At 64.4% G+C, this 14587-nt stretch carries 15 protein-coding genes and 1 other RNA gene; 8 read left to right on the top strand and 8 right to left on the bottom strand.

What is annotated here, in order from left to right; genetic code table 11:
* Positions 1-3 precede the first annotated feature (3 nt).
* Together DSM104635_RS06125 and DSM104635_RS06130 are read right to left on the bottom strand one after the other, a co-directional pair.
* Positions 4-327 (bottom strand): YbaB/EbfC family nucleoid-associated protein, encoded by a 324-nt coding sequence (locus tag DSM104635_RS06125; RefSeq protein WP_158765358.1) that lies wholly within the window; start codon positions 325-327, stop codon positions 4-6.
* Entirely contained in the window at positions 324-2117 is a 1794-nt protein-coding gene (locus DSM104635_RS06130) for a DNA polymerase III subunit gamma/tau (RefSeq protein ID WP_158765359.1), read from the bottom strand. The genes DSM104635_RS06125 and DSM104635_RS06130 overlap by 4 nt, the downstream gene beginning before the upstream one ends.
* A gap of 128 nt (positions 2118-2245) precedes the next feature.
* Here DSM104635_RS06130 and DSM104635_RS06135 point away from each other — a divergent pair, with 128 nt between their 5' ends.
* Positions 2246-3658 (top strand): sensor histidine kinase, encoded by a 1413-nt coding sequence (locus DSM104635_RS06135; RefSeq protein WP_228446031.1) that lies wholly within the window; start codon positions 2246-2248, stop codon positions 3656-3658.
* Here the strand turns inward: DSM104635_RS06135 and DSM104635_RS06140 are convergent.
* On the bottom strand, positions 3655-4278 hold the full coding sequence (locus tag DSM104635_RS06140) for a TetR/AcrR family transcriptional regulator (RefSeq protein WP_228445905.1): 624 nt from the start codon (positions 4276-4278) through the stop codon (positions 3655-3657). The two genes, DSM104635_RS06135 and DSM104635_RS06140, sit on opposite strands and share 4 nt — an antisense overlap.
* A 368-nt stretch (positions 4279-4646) precedes the next feature.
* Between DSM104635_RS06140 and DSM104635_RS06145 the strand changes: the two genes are divergently transcribed.
* Positions 4647-5984, top strand: coding sequence for a tetratricopeptide repeat protein (locus tag DSM104635_RS06145; protein WP_158765361.1), 1338 nt, complete (start codon positions 4647-4649; stop codon positions 5982-5984).
* A 71-nt stretch (positions 5985-6055) separates the two neighbouring features.
* On the opposite strand, the gene ffs is transcribed toward DSM104635_RS06145, so the two are convergent.
* Positions 6056-6153: signal recognition particle sRNA small type (ffs, locus tag DSM104635_RS06150), an RNA gene on the bottom strand.
* A 117-nt stretch (positions 6154-6270) separates the two neighbouring features.
* Between ffs and DSM104635_RS06155 the strand changes: the two genes are divergently transcribed.
* On the top strand, positions 6271-6591 hold the full coding sequence (locus DSM104635_RS06155; protein WP_158765362.1) for a hypothetical protein: 321 nt from the start codon (positions 6271-6273) through the stop codon (positions 6589-6591).
* Here DSM104635_RS06155 and DSM104635_RS06160 read toward each other — a convergent pair.
* Both DSM104635_RS06160 and DSM104635_RS06165 read right to left on the bottom strand, forming a co-directional pair.
* Entirely contained in the window at positions 6553-7158 is a 606-nt protein-coding gene (locus tag DSM104635_RS06160; protein ID WP_158765363.1) for a hypothetical protein, read from the bottom strand. The genes DSM104635_RS06155 and DSM104635_RS06160 overlap by 39 nt on opposite strands.
* A gap of 35 nt (positions 7159-7193) precedes the next feature.
* Positions 7194-8165 (bottom strand): OmpA family protein, encoded by a 972-nt coding sequence (locus tag DSM104635_RS06165; RefSeq protein ID WP_158765364.1) that lies wholly within the window; start codon positions 8163-8165, stop codon positions 7194-7196.
* Between the two features lie 157 nt (positions 8166-8322).
* Between DSM104635_RS06165 and def the strand changes: the two genes are divergently transcribed.
* Entirely contained in the window at positions 8323-8859 is a 537-nt protein-coding gene (gene def / locus DSM104635_RS06170; protein WP_158765365.1) for a peptide deformylase, read from the top strand.
* A 4-nt stretch (positions 8860-8863) separates the two neighbouring features.
* Here def and DSM104635_RS06175 read toward each other — a convergent pair whose 3' ends face one another.
* A complete protein-coding gene (locus DSM104635_RS06175; protein WP_158765366.1) occupies positions 8864-9835 on the bottom strand; it encodes a YihY/virulence factor BrkB family protein in 972 nt (323 codons plus the stop codon).
* A gap of 51 nt (positions 9836-9886) precedes the next feature.
* On the opposite strand from DSM104635_RS06175, the gene fmt reads away from it, so the two are divergent.
* From fmt to truA, 3 genes are all read left to right on the top strand, one after another.
* Complete coding sequence (fmt, locus tag DSM104635_RS06180) at positions 9887-10807, top strand: methionyl-tRNA formyltransferase (RefSeq protein WP_158765367.1); 921 nt, start codon at positions 9887-9889, stop codon at positions 10805-10807.
* Between the two features lie 65 nt (positions 10808-10872).
* Positions 10873-11439, top strand: a complete 567-nt coding sequence (locus DSM104635_RS06185) for a hypothetical protein (RefSeq protein WP_158765368.1) — start codon at positions 10873-10875, stop codon at positions 11437-11439.
* A 7-nt stretch (positions 11440-11446) separates the two neighbouring features.
* Positions 11447-12187: a tRNA pseudouridine(38-40) synthase TruA gene (truA, locus tag DSM104635_RS06190; protein ID WP_158765369.1), complete on the top strand. Its 741-nt coding sequence runs from the start codon at positions 11447-11449 to the stop codon at positions 12185-12187.
* Here truA and dapE read toward each other — a convergent pair.
* Positions 12175-13314, bottom strand: a complete 1140-nt coding sequence (dapE, locus tag DSM104635_RS06195; protein WP_158765370.1) for a succinyl-diaminopimelate desuccinylase — start codon at positions 13312-13314, stop codon at positions 12175-12177. The genes truA and dapE overlap by 13 nt on opposite strands.
* 43 nt (positions 13315-13357) lie before the next feature.
* Here dapE and DSM104635_RS06200 point away from each other — a divergent pair, with 43 nt between their 5' ends.
* Positions 13358-14578, top strand: a complete 1221-nt coding sequence (locus tag DSM104635_RS06200) for a DUF418 domain-containing protein (RefSeq protein ID WP_158765371.1) — start codon at positions 13358-13360, stop codon at positions 14576-14578.
* Positions 14579-14587: the final 9 nt, after the last annotated feature.

Consider the following 14587-nt stretch of genomic DNA (forward strand, 5'->3'; position numbering starts at 1 on the left):
GCCTTAGAACGGCATCTTGAAGCCGGGCAGAATCCCTAGACCGCCGCCCAAGCCCTTCATCTCTTCGTTTTGCGCGTCGTCGAGTTTGCGGCGGGCGTCGTCGTGGGCGGCTTTGATCAGGTCTTCGACGATTTCGCGCTCGTCTTCCTTCATCAGCGATGGATCGATCGAGAGCGACAGCAGCGCGTTCTTGCCGGAGATGCGAAGCTTCACCATACCGCCGCCGGCGGTGCCTTCGACTTCCATGGCTTCGAGCTTTTTCTGCGCCTCGTTGATCTTGGCCTGCATGGCCTGCGCCTGGCGCATGATCTGCGAGATGTCTTTCATCTGTCGGCTTCCTTTTTGCGCGCCGGGGAGGGCGCGGGCGCATCGCGTTGCGGGAAGGGTGCAACATCGCCGCCGCCGTCTTCAACCGGTTGCGTCACCTTGGCGATTTCCGCGCCGGGAAAATGCTTCAGCGCTTCAGCAACGAAAGGCTGGCGCTTCAGCTCTTCAAGCGCTCTTGCTTCCTCGCGTTTGCGGCGGTCGGCGAGGCTTTCGATAGGCGCGGTGGATTCGGTGGTGGAGCGGATGGTCCACTCGAACGGCGTGCGCTCTTCGAGGAACGCTTTGAGCTGGCGCACCAGATCGCGCGGCTGATCGGGATGCGCGATGTAGACGACCTCGCCCGCCGGCGAGAAGCGCGTGACTTTGAGGCGTTCCAGCGCGAGTTCGAGCTCGATATCGCGTTCCTCTGCGACGGCCTTCGTGACGTCCTCGAACGTTTGGAACGGAGAATCGACTGTATGCGCGGGAGGCTGCGCTTGGACCGCCGGCGTCTCGCCGGCGGTTTTGTTTGCTACAGGCTGCGCCGGCGCAGCGTTCACGGTGGGTGACTTTTGCGCTGACGGCGCTGAACCCGCCGGCGAGACGCCGGCGGTCCAAGACGCGCCATCGCGCAGCAGGCGCGCGGCTTCCTCTGGCGGCGGCAGCGATTGCGCGGCGCACAAGCGCACCATCGCCATTTCAACAGCGGCGATGGGGTCTGGGGCCTTGCCGGCTTCTTCTAGCGCCTTCAGCAGCATCTGCCACAAGCGCGAAAGTTGCGCGGGCGAGAGCTGTTCGGCCAAGCCACGCACGCGCTCGACCCAATCGGCCCCACCAATGATGCGGGCATCGGCGCCGAGCGCTTGAGCGCGCGCGGCTTCGTGACCGACATCGAGGAGATCGCGGAGAATGAGCGTTGGGTCGGCGCCGCTGTCGTATTGGTTGCGTACGTCCGTGATCGCGGCCTTGGCGTCCCCTTTGGCGATGGCTTCGAACACGTCGAGCACGCGGCCGCGATCGGCGAGGCCGAGCATGTCGCGCACATCAGCGGCGGAGACTGATGCGCCGGGCTTTTGCACCAAAGCTTGATCGAGCAAGGAGAGGCCGTCGCGGGCCGAGCCTTCGGCCGCGCGGGCAATCAGAGCGAGCGCATCGGTATCGACCTTTACGCCTTCCTTCGCGCAAATGCTGGCGAGGTGTTCGGCGAGCCGCTCGCTATCGATGCGCTTCAGATCGAAGCGTTGGCAGCGCGAGAGCACCGTCACCGGCACTTTGCGGATTTCCGTCGTCGCGAAGATGAACTTCACGTGCGGCGGCGGCTCTTCCAGCGTCTTCAGCAAGCCGTTGAAGGCTTGCGTCGAGAGCATGTGCACTTCGTCGATGATGTAGACTTTGTAGCGCGCCATCACGGGCGCGTAGCGGACGCTGTCCAGGATTTCGCGAATGTCGTTGATGCCGGTGCGGGAGGCGGCATCCATCTCGAACACGTCGGGATGGCGGCTTTCCATGATGGCCTGGCAGTTCTCGCCCATCGGGTCGAGTTCAACACTCGGGCCATTGATGGCGCCGGACTTGTAGTTGAGCGCGCGGGCGAGCAGGCGGGCGGTGGTGGTTTTGCCGACGCCGCGGACGCCGGTGAGCATGGTGGCGTGCGGGATGCGGCCGAGCGCGAAGGAATTGGCGATGGTGCGGACCATCGCTTCCTGGCCGATCAGGTCGGCGAACGTCTTTGGGCGATATTTCCGAGCCAGAACGACATAGCCGCCGTCCGGTTCGTCGCCGAAAAGGCCTGGAGAATTGGATTCGCTCACCCGCCAAACCTAAGGCTTTCGGCCGGAAATACGACCCCTCCGGCAGCGGCGTAAGGCTGCCGTTTACCAGAATGGCACTACCACACAGGCAATACTGATATCGCAGAATTTTGGGGCGAACCTTGGCAGTGGGCAGTGGGCCAGCGTCGCACCGCGTGTGGGTGCTCACCGTCCGCCGCTTCGCGGAACTGGCTTGGACCCGCCACGGCCCGGTTCGCTACGTCTCGGTTGGGCTGACGCCCATCCTGGTCGCACTGTTGACGCCCGGCTGGTGGTGGGCGCTATGCGCGACCGGCGCGATTGTCGGGGCGCTGCTCGACCTGCGAACGCAGGCTGCTTTCACCCGGCTGTGCGCGCGTTTGGACGATCTCGACGACGCCACCATCCGCGCGGCCGTCAATCGGCACATCTGGTCGCTCGCGGCGATCACGGCGGCCTATGTCGCGCCGTACGCAGCGCTCGCCTTCGCCCCGCAGCCGGCGCCGTTGATCGGCTTGTTGTTCTGCGCCGGCACAGCACTGATTTGCGCCACGCTTCACGTCATGACGCCAGCGATGATCGTGCGGACGATCCCCGCTGTAATCGTAGGTCTGGCGATGAACGCCTATGCGTTCGGCTCAGGCTTTTCTGGCGTGGTGCTGGCGATCATGGCCGGTTTGCTGGGCGTGAACGCCATCATGGCGGCGCGAGCGGGCGCGGCCAGTTTCGGCGATTTGATCGGCGCACGCCTCAATGCCGAAGCCGCGGCCGAGGATCTCGAACGGCGCGTTCGGGAGCGCACGACGCAACTCGCCGTCGCCACCAAGCGCGCGCAGGCGGCGAGCAAGGCGAAGTCAATGTTCCTGGCGAATATGAGCCACGAATTGCGCACACCGCTCAATGCCGTGATTGGTTATGCCGAGATCGTCCAGGAAGATCTGGAAAGCGGTGAGACTGGCAGCAGCGCCGCAGACCTTGATCGCATTCGCAACGCGGCGAACCACCTGTTGGCGATGATCAACGAAGTGCTAGATCTGTCGCGCATTGAAGCGGGCAGGCTCGATCTTCGGCCGACGCCGATCGATCTGCATGTGCTGCTGCGCGGCGCAATGGACACGGTGCGGCCGACGGCCACCAAGCAACGCACGGTGTGTCAGGTGAACATTGCGCCCGGGGTGGAGACGCTGGTCGCCGACGAAACGCGCGTACGCCAGTGCGTGCTGAACCTGCTCTCGAACGCAGCGAAGTTCACGCAGAATGGCGTGGTTGCGCTTGATGCGCGTGCATGCCGGATCGGCAGTGTGCCGGGCTTTGCAATTTCGGTGAAGGACACAGGGCCGGGCATGAACGCTGAACAACTGGAGCGCCTGTTCCAGCCGTTCGTGCAGATCGATGCTTCGCATACGCGTGCGCATGACGGCGCGGGCCTGGGCCTGGTGATCACACGACGGCTCGCGCGCGCGATGGGCGGCGATGTACAAGCGCACAGCAAGCTCGGGCAGGGCTCGACGTTTACGCTCTACCTGCCGGCGAAATCCGCACCGGCGCGGGTCGCGGCTTAGCCGCCGAAGACAAGCTTCACGTACGAGCGATATTGCAAGATTTGGCGCGGCAGCACGCCGGGCTCGTGCAAGCTCTTCGACAGAATGATTGCGCCATCCACCATCGCCGAGAGCATGTCGGCCATGTCGTCGAGGCTGACGTCGATGCGTGGCGGGTAACGCACGGCGATGGGATCTAGCCGCTCGCGGAATCGTTTGCGCCAAATGCGGTGGCCTTCCTCCGACATCGTGCGGACTTCGCGGCTGAAAAGGTGATCCTGATAGACGTAGGACGCTACCAGACAGCCAGGATGGCCGTTCGGCAGATCGTTGGTGAGATCGGCGAACAGCTTCAGGAAAATGAGAAAGCTATGAAGCGGATCGTCGCTCAGCTCGTCAGCCTGTTTGAACAGGCCGTCGAACACTCTCCATTCCTCGTCGAGGTAGCGCTGCAGGAGCGCCTTGGCGAGATCGTTCTTGTCCTTGAAGTGGTAGAAGAAGCCTGACTTGGTGATGGCCGCTTCGGCGATGATCTCGTCGAGCGAAGTGCCGGCGAAGCCCTTCGCGAGCACCGCGTCTTGCGCGATGTCGAGAATGCGCCCGCGCGTCGCCTCGCCCTTGCTCAAAACCTTCACGCTCATCTCAAAACCAAACCATAAGTACTGTACTGCGAGTACGGTTCTCTCGCGTCCGTTATCAAACGCAGTCGCGACCCGTTCGTATGTGACAGCTGTAACAGCCGAATTTCAAAGCGAAATTAGAAATGTGCGAGAGCCGCACCATGAGTTTTCTATCTCGACGCGGGCCCGAAGAATACACCTTTCGCCATCCGGACGCGGTGTCCGGTATCGAAAGCAAGGAATTCAGTCATGTCACGCGGCGTAGCCGTTTTGGTGTCGATCATCGTCTTTTGGCACAGCGGCCTGGGCGCGCTGAGCAAGGCGTACGTCGCCCACGGCGAACTGCCGTTCGCCTGATCTGACCCGCTCGCTCCCCCGGAGATTTTCCAATGTTGAAAGACCGCTACGGCAACGCCGCCTCTACCAAGTCCGAAGCCGCAGTCGCCAGATACAACGAGGCGCTCGACCTTATCCGCGTCTATCGCGGCGATCCGATCGCGGCGCTGGATGCGGCGCTTGAGGAAGATCCGGAGTTCGGCGGCGCCTGGGCAGCGCGCGCGGGACTCTTGGTGACCGCGACGGACAAGGCTTATGGCGAAGAAACGGCAAAGAGCCTCCGCGCCGGCGCTGCCGCCAACTTGAACGAGCGCGACTCTGCGCTGCTGAAAGGCGCGCAAGATTGGGCCGAAGGCCGCTACGCCGACGGCACGGCGCGCTTCGCTCGCGTCGCGCAGGAGAATCCGCGCGATGTGCTGGCGCTACAGTACGCGCACGTCGGTTGCTTCTTCCTTGGCCTGCAAAGCGAATTGCGCGACTGGCCGCTGCAGGCGATGCGCGCGTTCAAGAGCAGTGAGGACGGTTACAGCTACATCCTCGGCATGGCCGCGTTTGGCCTAGAGGAATGCGGCGACTATGCCCGCGCCGACATCTATGGCCGCCAGGCGGTTGAGATCGATCCGCGCGATGGCTGGGCGGTGCATGCGGTGGCGCACGTCAACGAAATGCGCGGCGATCTCGATACCGGCATTCCGTGGTTGGCGGACAGCGCGCATCAGTGGGCGCCGGACAGCGGGTTTGCCTATCACAATTGGTGGCACCTCGGGCTTTTGTACCTCGATCGCGGCGACATCGCCGAAGTGCTGAAGCTGTTCGACGAAAAAGTGCGGCCCAATCCGGATCAGCAGGTCCTGATGGAGTGGCTCGATGCCTCGGCGATGCTGTGGCGCTTGAAGCTCGAAGGCGTCGACACTGGCGATCGGTTCGCCACGCTGGCGGTATGCTGGGAGCGTGCTGGCGAGGATGCGTTCTACGCGTTCAACGATTTGCATGCGATCATGGCCTTCCTCGGCGCCGGCCGCATGGCGGATGCAGAGCGCACGCTGAAGGCGATGCGGCAGGCGGCGGCCGATGGCGGCGATAATGGCTACATGACGCGCAAAGTCGGCCTGCCGTTGGCGGAAGCGTTCGTGGCGTTCGAAGCCGGTCGATATGGCGAATGCGTCGAGAAGATCGCATCCGTCCGCGGCATCGCGCAGCGATTTGGCGGCAGCCATGCGCAGCGTGACGTTCTCTCGCTAACGGCGCTGCACGCGGCGCTCCGTGGTGGGTTCGCGCAGACAGCGGAAGCGTTCGCCGCTGAGCGGCTGGCGCACAAGCCGCAAAGTCCTTGGGCCGGGCGCCTCGCGCGCCAAGCCCGTGAGCTGCGTGTCAAAGAACACGCGGCTTAAACCGAACCGGCGGCGGGCGTCCTCCCAACGGCCCCGAGAGTCCGCTGCCGGTTCGACGTTTCCATCGGAGAAGGTGCAGACAGGACGGCGACCCGTACGCAACCCGTTACGGCTGCTTCCTTCCGGACCTGACCGGGTTGGCGGGGCGGCCGTCCGCCGCCTGCCTGCGGCGCTGATATCGCGGTTTCGGGGAACCTCGGCAAGGGGCGGAACGCCGCGTCGGGTGAAGCGTTTCTATCGCGAACCCCGGAACTTGGAGGCCGCGCCCAAAGCGTGGAAACCGCAAATGCTGCGAACCCTTGTGATCACCCTAGCGCTCGGCTTACCGGGCGTCGCCGCGGCCCAACAAGCGCAATTCAACGATTCAGCCGTCGGCATCGAAGTACGTGGTGATGACGGGACCGTCGTTGGCCGCGTCAACGCCGTGCAGCGTGACGCAAACGGGCGGATCGTGGCAGTGGAGATTGCCGGACAGGAGCCGGGCAGCGCGCCTTACGCGGCAAGCGATCTGGTCGCCGATCGCCGCGATGGCCGCAACGCGCTCATCAGCGATCGCCAGCGTGAACGTTCACGCGTCGCCAGCAGCGACCGAACCGCGACGCGCTAGATCGTAGCCCGCTAGCACAAATCCCAAGCCGAATAGGATGCCCGCGACCATGAAGCCGTATGGCTCAGTCGCGGGCGAAAGCCCGAGCGCGCCTGCAGCGACGACGCTCGCAAACCAGCAGACCGGTGCAAAGATCGGCCGCTCGCCGGCGCTGATCCAAGCGATGCTCAATCCCACTAGCGCAATCGTAAGCGTGACTGCGCCTTGCTCATAGGTGCTGAAGCCGAACGGATCTGCGTCAGGTCCGCCGATGAAGGAGAGCGCCGCCAGAGCGATGACGAAGCTGGCGAAGCCTAGAATGCGAAGCCGCGCGGCGCGATCGAGGTAGATGCCGATGATGCCGAAGGTCAACAGCACGTCGATGCCGGTATAGAGCCATTGGAGCGTGATCTCGTCGCTGATGACGGGAAAGGCGACGGTGATGCGGAGCAAGCCGCCGGCAATGGCGGCGAAGCCGGAGAGAGTGAAGAGCTGCGTGGTGTTCATGCCCGGCGTTGTGGCGCTCGCGCCGCGCCGGTTCAACCCGATGCGCTTTGGGCAATCGCGCAGGAAAAAGGGCCCAGCCACCTATGCGGCCAGGCCCTTGCCCCTAACGCCCCGCCTTAGGTGGACGGCGTCGGGTCCGTATCTTCCTCACCTGACGGACCGCCTTCTGGCGGCACGGGTGAGGGCGGCGTGGCGACACCGGGTGTTTCGGGCGCGACCGTAGGCGGAGCGTTCGGCGCCGGCGTTGGCGTAGGCCCCGTTGCTGCCGCAGACGCGGCGGCTGCCGCCGTAGCAGGGCTGCCGCCATTGGCGACACCCGCGAACGCCATGCGCAGATCGAGGCGTCCGGTGCTCGCGGCTTCCGCGTCCGCATTCACTTCCTGGGACACGGTGATCCGCTCCGCTGGGATACCCTGGCGGATCAAGGTTGCGCGCACTGCAGCGGCGCGACGCGACGAAGTGCGGCCTTCCGCGCTATCGACGATCGTCACCGTTTGCAGATCGCATACCGATGCGGCGTCAGCGGCGTATTCGATCGCATTTTGGTTCTGGCGGCTTAGCGCGCTGCCGCGGGCGCCGAAATGCACGGACGTGGTGCGCGCTTCGCACACCGTCGCGGCCGTCACGGGCACCGCGAGCGCTGCATTTTCCTGGGCTTGCACCTCATCAGGCGCCGCGGCTTGCGTTGTGGCGCTCGGCGCCGGTGGCGTCACCGTTTGCGCTTCGGTTTGAGCAGGGACGGCCGGGCTGGCGGTTTGAAGCGGCGGAGCTGCCGTCTGCGGCGTTTGAGGCGCGGCGCCGGCCACGTCCGGCGTTGGCGTCTGCATCTGGGCCGCTCCCGTTGTTTGCGCTTGGACGGCACTAGGCGGCGTTACTGGTGTCGCCGTTTGCGCCTGCGCGGCCGTTTCGGCCTCGGTGGTTACGCCCGCCGTCCCGACCTGCGGTTCCGCGGTGGGTTCCGTTGGCTGTTCTGTGTCCGTTGGCGTTGTGATCGGCGGGGTCGCTGGAACAGACACCTGCGCCATCGCCGGCAGCGCGGCGAAAGTTAGGCCGACCGTCGCTACCGAGGCGAGCAGGAAGCGTTTCATCTGGAAACTCCTTGAGCGGGAACTGAAAACGAGAAAAGGCGCGAGCTTTCGCCCACGCCCCGCACGCTGAATGGCTAACGCCAACTTGGCGCCCGTGTTCCCCGCTATGCACCGGTTTGCTTGACGCCGTGCGCGGCGCTTCATACCTCAGGTTCCCATGGCACTCCGTCCTATCCTCGTCGCGCCCGACCCGCGCCTGAAGCAAAAATCCGCGCCCGTCGAAGGCGGTGTTACCGACGCGCATCGTGCGCTGATGGACGACATGCTTGAGACGATGTACGAGGCGCCCGGCATTGGCCTCGCCGCCGTTCAGATCGGCGAGCCGTTGCGGATCATCGTGATGGATCTCTCGCGCGACGAAGATCCCAAAGAACCGCGCTATTTGGTGAACCCGGAAATCCTCTGGGCGTCGGACGAGCTGTTCACTTACGAGGAAGGTTGCCTCTCGGTGCCGGACATCTACGACGATGTAGAGCGTCCGAACAAAGTGAAGCTCCGCTACCTCGATTATGACGGCAAGCAGATCGAGGAAGATGCTGAGGGGCTCTACGCGGTGTGCGTCCAGCACGAGATGGATCACCTCGAAGGCGTGCTCTTCATCGACCACCTCTCACGACTGAAGCGCGAGAAGGCGCTGCAGCGGCTGAAGAAGGCCAAGCGCGACGCCGACGACGAAAAGGCGCATCGGCTTTAGGCCGCTAACGCCCCGTCACTTGTTTCTGGCCGCCGTCCGCCGCGATCGGCGGCTCGATGGACTCACCCGCAACTACGGGCTGCGCCGGTTTTCCAAGTGCGAAGAATTCGAGTTCCGCGTTGAGCGCGCCGCCAAGCAGAAACACGAGCGCGGTGATGTAGAGCCAGAGCAGCAGCGCCACGACGCTGGCGAGCGAGCCGTAAGCGGCGCCGAATGCGGGAAACTCTCGCAGCGCGAATGTCAGCGCGCTGGAGGCGATCAACCAGAGCAGCGGAGCGAAGATGGCGCCCGGGACCAGCCAGCGCCACGGCGGCGGACGCCGGCGCGGACCCCAGCGATAGAGAATGAGCGCGACCGCGATCGCAGCACCACCCAGCACGGGCCAGCGCAGCACCAACAGCCACACTTCGACGCCGCTGGTGAGGTTGAGCAGCGTCAGCGCGACGGGCGCCACGCCCATCAGGAGGACGGCGAGCACGCTCAAGCCCAGCCCGTAGAGCGTGAACATGCCAGCGGCGAGGAAGCGGCCCAGCACTTTGCGCTGTTCGGCGCGACGATTGACGGCGGTCAGCGCCATCAACACCCAGCGCGTGCCTTGCACCGCGCTCCACAGCGCAAGCAGCAGGTTGAAAGCGGCGCCGGCAAGCAGCGTGTCTTCTTGCGCAAGCAATAAGCGCGAGACCTGCTCGTGGATGATCGTGACTACTGCGTCGGGCGCGATGCCGCCGAGTGCTTCGATCTGCTGGCCGATCCAAGCCGGATCGCCGAACACGCCGACCAGTGCGGCAACCGCGGCCAGACCGGGGATCACTGCCATCAGCGCGAAGAACGCAACGCCCGCGGAAATCAAAGCGAGGTTCGCGCGTTCGGCGGTGGCGCCGACGCCCTGCACGACGCACCACCATTGCGACGGTGTCAGCGACCATGGTCCCGCAACGGGCTCGGGTTGGGTTGGGCAAGCTTGCGCGTCTGTCATCGCGGAACAAACCCGCGTTTTGCTCGGCGGGTTCCGCTATAGGAGGCGGCAATGAGTCTTCGTCTCGCCTTTATGGGTTCCCCTACGTTCGCGCTTCCCGCGCTGGAGGCGTTGCTCGACGCCGACCACGAGGTGGCTTGCGTCTATTCGCAACCACCGCGTCCGGCGGGGCGGGGCAAGCAGGAGCGGCAGACGCCCGTTCATGCGTTCGCCGCCTCGCGCGGTATCGAGGTGCGGACGCCGAAGAGCTTGAAGCGCGCCGAGGAGCAGGAGACGTTCGCGGCGCTGCAGCTCGATGCGGTGATCGTGGTCGCGTATGGGCTGATCTTGCCTAAGCCGGTCCTCGAAGCGCCGAGGCTCGGCGCGTTCAACCTCCACGGCTCGCTGTTGCCGCGCTGGCGGGGGGCCGCGCCGATCCAGCGCGCGATCATGGCGGGCGATCGCGTCACCGGCGTGCAGGTGATGCGGATGGAGGAAGGGCTCGATACTGGGCCTGTGCTGGCGACCGCGGAAACGCCGATCGATGCCGAGGACAATTCGTCGACTTTGCACGATAGATTGGCGGGACTTGGCGCCGGACTTTTGATCGACACGCTCGACAAGCTGGAGCGTGGAGAGGCGAGAGAAACGCCACAAGGCGAGGAGGGCGTTACCTACGCGCACAAGATCACGCCGGCGGAGGCGCGGATCGATTGGACGCGTCCGGCGCGCGAAGTCGATTGCATGATCCGAGGGCTGTCGCCGCATCCTGGCGCTTGGTTTGAACTCGGCGGCGCGCGCATCAAGGTGCTGCATTCGCGGCTCGGTTGGGGCGAGGGCGAGCCGGGCGAAGCGCTCGACGACGAGCTCCTCATTGCCTGTGGTTCAGGCGCTGTACGCTTGCTGACAGTGCAACGCGAAGGCCGCGCGCCGCTCGCGGCCGAGGCATATTTGCGTGGCGCCCCGGTTTCGGCAGGAATCCGGCTGAGATAGCTCGATTGAAGCCGCCGATTGAAGCTCTTGGGGCGAGCGGCTATGACGAAGGCGCGGAGGGATTCATGAAATTGCGCATCGCTTTGATCGTCTTGGCGCTGGCTGCCGCCGGGTGCGACCGGCAGGCGTCGACGTCGGGCGGCGCGGACGCTCCGCAGCTCGATGCGCCAGCGCCCGAAAACGAACCGGCGCGCCAATTTACAGCCGCCAACGATGGCGCGCGCGCGGCGGCGGGCGAACTCTCAGTCTCAGTGTCGCTGCGCCTACCAGACGCCGGGAACGCTGACGGCGACGCGCAGGAAGTGCTGACGCTGCGCGGCGGCAATGGTTTGGTTGTGGAGTCAGAAATCACGGGCTCGGTGTCGCCGGCGACGCAAGTCGGCGGGCAGACGCTGCGCGCGCTGCTGAGCATACCGGTCGAGGAGCCGGGGGTGCTGGTCTATCGCGTCGTGAGCGAGACCAAGCCGGAAGGCGGCGGCGGGCTGTGCGGCGCCGATGCGCCGGCGTTCTTGGTGGTCTGGGAGCCGGCCGGGCCGGGCGAACCGGTGATGAAGCTGCTGGGCCTGACCGGCGGCCAACCCGGCGCCGCGAATTCGCGCGCGTGCACGATGCTGGAATATCGGCGCGGCTGAGGCCGCGATGCGATTTAAGCTGACGCTTGAGTATGACGGCCGCGCCTTCCTCGGATGGCAGCGCGTCATTCATGGCGCTAGCGTGCAGGGCGTGCTTGAGGATGCTGTCGAACAGCTAACGGGCGTACGGGCTGAAGTGGTTGGAGCGGGGCGCACTGACTCAGGCGTGCATGCGATGGCGCAGGTCGCGCATGTGGACATCGACAAGACGGTATCGACTGACCGTGTCCGCGATGGTTTGAACGCCTTAGTGAGGCCGCATCCCGTTTCCGTGTTGAGCGTCAAAGAAGCTGCGCCGGAGTTTCATGCGCGGTTCGACGCAGTGCGGCGCGTGTACCTCTATTCGATCCTCAATCGCCGTGCGCCTGCGGCGCTTGCGCGGGGGCTTGTGTGGTGTGTTTCGCGCGCTCTCGATGTTGATGCCATGCACGCTGCGGCTCAGCGACTGATCGGTCACCACGACTTCACCACGTTTCGCGACAGTCACTGCCAAGCCAAGAGCCCGGTGAAGACGCTCGACCGTCTCGACGTTTCTCGCGATGGTGAGACAATCCGGGTGTGGTGCGAGGCGCGGAGCTTTTTGCACCGCCAGGTGCGCTCGACGGTGGGGACGTTGGTTGAGGTCGGCTTGGGCAAGATGAGTGCGCAGGATGTGGCGGACGCGCTCGCCGCCGCGGATCGCACGCGCTGTGGTCCGGTAGCGCCGTCCGACGGCCTGTATCTGCTGCGCGTGGATTACGCGAAGTAGCGGCGCAGCACCGCTTCGTAGCAACGCGCAAGCGCGCGGACGTCATCGACGGCGCAATTCTCATCGACCATGTGCGCGGTCTCGTTGCGAAGGCCGAGTTCGGCGACCGGGCAATAGAGGCGGATGAAGCGCGCGTCGGAGGTGCCGCCAGTGGTGGCGAGGACGGGGCGGATGCCGAAGGCTTCCTCGACCGACGCGACGATGAGATCGGTGAACGGGCCGGGGTCGGTGTAGAACGCCAGGCTCTGAGACGGGATCACGCGCGCGTAGCTCACGCCGGCGCGGTCGGCGTTGGCCTTCGCGGTCTCATCGATCCAAGCCAACAGCGTTTCAGCGGTATGGTTGGTGTTGAACCGAATGTTGAGCTTCGCGGCGGCTTTCTGCGGGATCACGTTGTGCGCCGGATTGCCGACGTCGATGCTGGTGACTTCCAGGTTTGACGCATCGAAACCCGGTGCTCCGTCGTCGAGCTTGCGCGCTTTCAGCGCCGCGAGCGTTTGCAACAATGGCGTCACGGGGTTCGCTGCGCGGTGCGGGTAGGCGACGTGGCCCTGTTTGCCATCCATGGTGATGGCGACGTTGAGGCTGCCACGGCGGCCATTCTTGATCATATCGCCGACGCTGGTCTCGCTGGTCGGTTCGCCGACGATGCAGTGATCGATCTTCTCGCCCTCTTCGGCGAGCGCTTCGAGCACGCGCTTGGTGCCGTCGATCGCGGGGCCTTCCTCGTCGCATGTGAGCAAGAACGAGATCGAGCCGCGCGGGGCGCCTTGTCGCAAAAAGTTCTCTGTACCCGCGATCATGGCGGCGATGGCGGTCTTCATGTCAGTGGCGCCGCGCCCGTAAAGCACACCGTCGCGGATGTCGGCGGCGAACGGATCGCTGGTCCAGCCTTCGCCCGGCGGGACGACATCGAGGTGCCCGGCGAAGCAAAAATTCGGCGCCGCATTGCCAAGGCGCGCATAAAGATTTTCCACAACGCCAAACCTGTAGCGCTTGGTGCGGAAGCCGAGCTTCGTCAGCGCCTGCTCGGCGATGTCCATAACCCCAGCTTCCGCCGGTGTAATCGACGGACGGCGCATTAGGGCCTGGGCGAGCGGAATGGGATCGGCGATAGTGTCGGCCATCACTGCGATCTAGCCTTGGATCGAGAGCGGGGGAAGCGTCGCCATGAGCCTGACGACCGAAGGTACGCCGAGAATCGAAAGCCTGGATGTTCTGCGCGGCTTCGCGATCCTGGGCATCTTGATCGTCAACGCACCGTACTTCGCGTCGGTGTGGCAGGCGGCGATTTTGCCTAATTCAGTGCCGCATTTGTCGATCGACGAGAGCACGCTGTGGTCGTGGCTCGTCATGTACACGTTCTTCGAGTTCAAGTGCATCACGCTGTTCTCGATGCTGTTCGGCGTCAGCATCTATCTTGTCGGCGGTGAACGTAGCGACAAAGAAAAGGGCAAGCAGCTGCGCCGGCGGCTCGGCTGGATGGTGTTGTTTGGGCTCATCCATGGCGCGCTGATCTGGTATGGCGACATTCTGTTGGTGTACGCGCTGACGGGCTTCCTGGTGTTGCTGGCGCGCTCGTGGCGGCCGATGACGCTCCTGATCGTCGGCCTCATCCTCACCCTCAGCTTGAGCGGGCTGCTCGGGTTGATGATGCTGGGCGGTGATCACATGCCGGCGGAGCTTGCCGCAAAGCAGGCGGCGGCGTTCGCGGTGACGCCCGAGGAATTCGCCGCGCTCAAAGCGCGGATCACCGGCGGCTTTGTCAGCACGGTCTCCACCAATTTTGAATGGTGGGCCGCGTTTGCTAGTCAGTCATTGTTCATTATCCCGCGCACAGCGGGTGTGATGATGATTGGCCTTGCGCTGTTCAAGTGGGGCTTCCTGGCCGCGCGCAGCCCGGTCTGGGTTTATGTGGTTTTCCTTGTGCTCGGCGCTGCTTCCTTTGCGGTGACGTGGATGGAAGGCCTGCGTGAGTTCCAGTCTGGGTTTGACCGCCATCAGGTGCAAGGCGAGGGCATGCTGGTGCTGTCACTGGCGTCGCCGTTCGGGACGCTGTTCTATGTCAGCTTGCTCATTCTGATCATGAAGTCGGGTGTACTCGGCTTTTTGCTCAAGATACTAGCTGCGACCGGGCGCATGGCGTTCACCAACTACATCGCTCAATCGCTGATCATGACGACGACCTTCTGGCATTTAGGCCATTTCGGCGAAATCTCGCGGCCCGAGCTTTGGCTTGTCGTCGGCGGCGTGTGGCTGGCGGAGCTGATTTGGTCGCCGCTGTGGCTCTCGATGTTCGCGATGGGGCCGTTGGAATGGATGTGGCGGTGCTTGACCTACAAGCGCTGGGTGCCGATTACGAAGAGCAAAGCCGCAGCTGCGGTCGCATAACAATAATGG

The organism is Terricaulis silvestris (assembly GCF_009792355.1).
Taxonomy (GTDB): Bacteria; Pseudomonadota; Alphaproteobacteria; order Caulobacterales; family Aquidulcibacteraceae; genus Vitreimonas; species Vitreimonas silvestris.